Here is a 3,173-nt window from a genome sequence, read left to right as displayed (position 1 = left end):
CATCTTATCATTGAATTACAAATGATGAGACTCACTATTGAAAGCACTGAACTTAAATTGAATATCAGAAATAAATTAAAGATCATTTTTTCTTTAAATCAAGGGTATATCCATAATTCTAAAGATGTATTAATTCTTCCGCTGCATTTATGAAGTAAACACGACGAAAAGAAAGAGAACATAGTTGTGCAATACCTTTTGATACCTTATTATACGCTAGCTATTTCGGTATATGATATAGAGAAGTCCTAGATAAAAGATGGCATTTTATCAAATAACATTTTATTTTTGATAGTTTAGTTTTAATATATATTTTTAATATTTTATATAATATTTAACTTGTGAGATCTAATTCGGATTTAAATTCTGGAAATTTTATCTGATGACTTGATATCAGGAGCGCAAGTTTGTTAAAATATTCATATTTTAAATTTACCTGAAATAAGTCTCTACCTTATTAAAAATTTATTTTAGACTCCATAAAATTGGCAATTAACCTTGAGCAGTGTAATATAATAGATACAGTGTAATATAATAGATAAAATTACTATAGTTTTAATTATATCAAAGTTGAAAATTAATAGTATATTCTTATGAAATTTGTTTTCATAATATATATATATAAAAAGGGCAGAATTCAGATAAAAACATCTGTAAAAGAGAAGATTAAAGAAGCTTTCTTACTTAAGAAATAAAACTTTCTCATTGAGAGATATTATTTCAAAACGAATATATATACGATGAATATAAGTATAGAATACACGACTTCATTATCTGGAAGCGTATACTACATCTGAAAAAAGAAATTGCAAGGTACCCTTATAATTTTTGAAGATCTCTTAGCTAAGAGAAATGAAATTTTACAGCCTGGGGACCAGACCATATATAGCGTCGGAAAAGCGATAAAAAGATCATCAGAGGCCAGAATGTCCGAAAATATGGCTGTTCAGCATCTTTCATACACAAAGTTTATTATAGGGGTAAATCCATATCAAAATGGGGATAACTTCAGTATATTGGTGGTGTGTAAAAAATGAAATCATTCGCGCTAGTCCGAGCAGACGACTCGGATAAAGTAAAAATAGCCTTACATGATCTAGAAAGATACGGACATATTCAATTTTCAGCTACTCCAAAATGCATAGAACCAAACTATGCTGATGAACTTCTTGTTAGTGTAATGGGCGTATCCCTCAAGTCAAAATGCAACTCTGCAGCACTGGTGGAGTTGAATAATCATGCAGGGGCGGCAATTAGTAGACTGAAGAAAATTCATCCTCCTGCTCATATAATCATCATCAGTCCAAGACACAAAATGTTTGAAGAGCTGGCTGGTAATTTTCCGAAGTATCCGGAATTCGATAGAACATTTAACCATCAGAAGGCTCCACAGAGTATGGAGATAATTCAAGAGAAAGCAGAACCTAATAAAGAATAAGCCAAGTCCGTCAATTGTTAATGTTAACTTTAATATTTGGTTTTAATGATAACTTTAGTGTTTGTTTTTAATAGTGGCTAGAATATTAATTTTAATATTAATTTATGAACTTGACCTTTAAATTTCATTTTTAATATTTAGACTTATTGGAAATCCTACTTTGAACAGGAGCCAGTTTTCAATCTCAGCTTGGAAACATAAGTGTACAGGCTTTCTACATCTTTAATTTCCTTCTGAGAGATGAGTCGGAGTTTGTTTCGGATCTCAAGTTCGGGTTTCAAACCGAAACTCTGAAAGTATTCTGAAAGTTTTATAGCCAGGATGTCACCTCGTCTGTCCCAATCAGTTAGTATAACTACTTCACTACCAAGCCGAGAAATTTTCTCAGAGAAATTAAAAAGAGATTGATGGGTTGCAAGTTCAAAATTGCCTTCAATTCCAAGTCTTTTCAGTGAAAGAACGTCTCTTTTTCCTTCAACAATAATAATTGCTCCCCTTCCAGAATATTCAGAGAGTTCCGAGAGCAACTCTTCAATTCTTTCAAGCCTTTTTCTGTAAATTTCAAGATCAGACACGTTTTCTGCAACCTTTTTAGTAATTAAAACTTTAAGAGAACTGCAGTTTACTCATAGGCATTTCACTTATCAGGAGATAAGGAGGTTACTCTTGAAGTTCGGTTATTTTTAAATGTAGTTTTTAAATTTTGGGGTTATTTATTAAATGCGCTCCAAAAACTGAAACTGCCTGTTGATATGAAACTCCTTTTAACAATAAAGACTTCTTACTGCTTGTTGCCCCACTGTTTATACTAATATTAGAACTGTTAATTGCGAAGAGTTCAGCAAGGCATTCTATCAGTTGCTCGTTTGCCTTTCCCTTCTGGGCATTTTTGGTTAGTTTTACTTCAATTCGCTTGCGCCACTCATTATAACCACTTGGAACCGAAATCGACCTGGAGCCTGGAGTAACCTCTATATCAACAATTACACCGGAACCCAGATCTGTTATTGCCTCTTCGAAGGACATATCTTTTACCTTTCTGGAGGGATTATATAAATCAATAACGGGATGATCCGTTAAAGTAAAGAAACTAAAGAAATAATAGGAAACAATAACAACATAAGATTAAAAGTTTAAACAAATGAAATTTTAAACAAGTAAAAGCTTAAACAAATAAAATTTCAAGCAAATAAGATTTTAAACAAAGAATGGCTCAAATAAGTAAAATTTAAAGTAAATAACGTTTAGGTTCATTGTTTAAAGAACGTCTGGAAAGAGTTTTTAAAAGACGGAGAAAATAGTGCTGTAGCCCTTGCGCACTAACTCCGAAAGCTCATCCTCTGGTTTTCCGCAGTCACTTTCAGTTACCCTCGTGCAGGGCAGTGTCACACTATCAATGTACCGCATTGGGGTTGTCTATACACTCACAGTCAGGATTTTCCATTACCTCGTGCAAGGACCTATACAATGCGACGAAGTCATATTATATACATAGTAATATATAAAAATGTCGGCAAACTCAGGGTTTACTACATTGTATATATATTAAGAAGATATTTATATTAAAAACCGATTTACCTTAAGAGAACCGATTTCGATTATAAGAGCAGTATAAGAACCTGACAATGTGGAGAAACAACTTGAAAGAATGCAGAATTAACTGCAAACTGCAGATGATAGATATCATAAAAAATGCAGATAATAAACATAATAACAAATAATAAAAAATAATAAA

The 3,173-nt window shown here is 32.2% G+C and carries 3 protein-coding genes; 1 reads left to right on the top strand and 2 read right to left on the bottom strand.

Annotated elements, in window-relative coordinates; translation table 11 throughout:
- The first annotated feature begins 1,033 nt into the window (after positions 1 to 1,033).
- On the top strand, positions 1,034 to 1,438 hold the full coding sequence (locus A9239_RS13450) for a DUF356 domain-containing protein (RefSeq protein ID WP_048121885.1): 405 nt from the start codon (positions 1,034 to 1,036) through the stop codon (positions 1,436 to 1,438).
- A gap of 155 nt (positions 1,439 to 1,593) precedes the next feature.
- On the opposite strand, the gene A9239_RS13445 is transcribed toward A9239_RS13450, so the two are convergent.
- On the bottom strand, positions 1,594 to 2,013 hold the full coding sequence (locus A9239_RS13445) for a toprim domain-containing protein (protein ID WP_048121886.1): 420 nt from the start codon (positions 2,011 to 2,013) through the stop codon (positions 1,594 to 1,596).
- A gap of 121 nt (positions 2,014 to 2,134) precedes the next feature.
- On the bottom strand, positions 2,135 to 2,464 hold the full coding sequence (locus tag A9239_RS13440; RefSeq protein WP_048121889.1) for a DUF167 domain-containing protein: 330 nt from the start codon (positions 2,462 to 2,464) through the stop codon (positions 2,135 to 2,137).
- Positions 2,465 to 3,173: the final 709 nt, after the last annotated feature.

The sequence above is a fragment of the Methanosarcina sp. A14 genome (assembly GCF_001729375.1).
Lineage (GTDB): Archaea > Halobacteriota > Methanosarcinia > Methanosarcinales > Methanosarcinaceae > Methanosarcina > Methanosarcina barkeri.
Note: the sequence above shows the minus strand (reverse complement) of the source record. Positions and strands in the feature narration are given on the sequence as shown.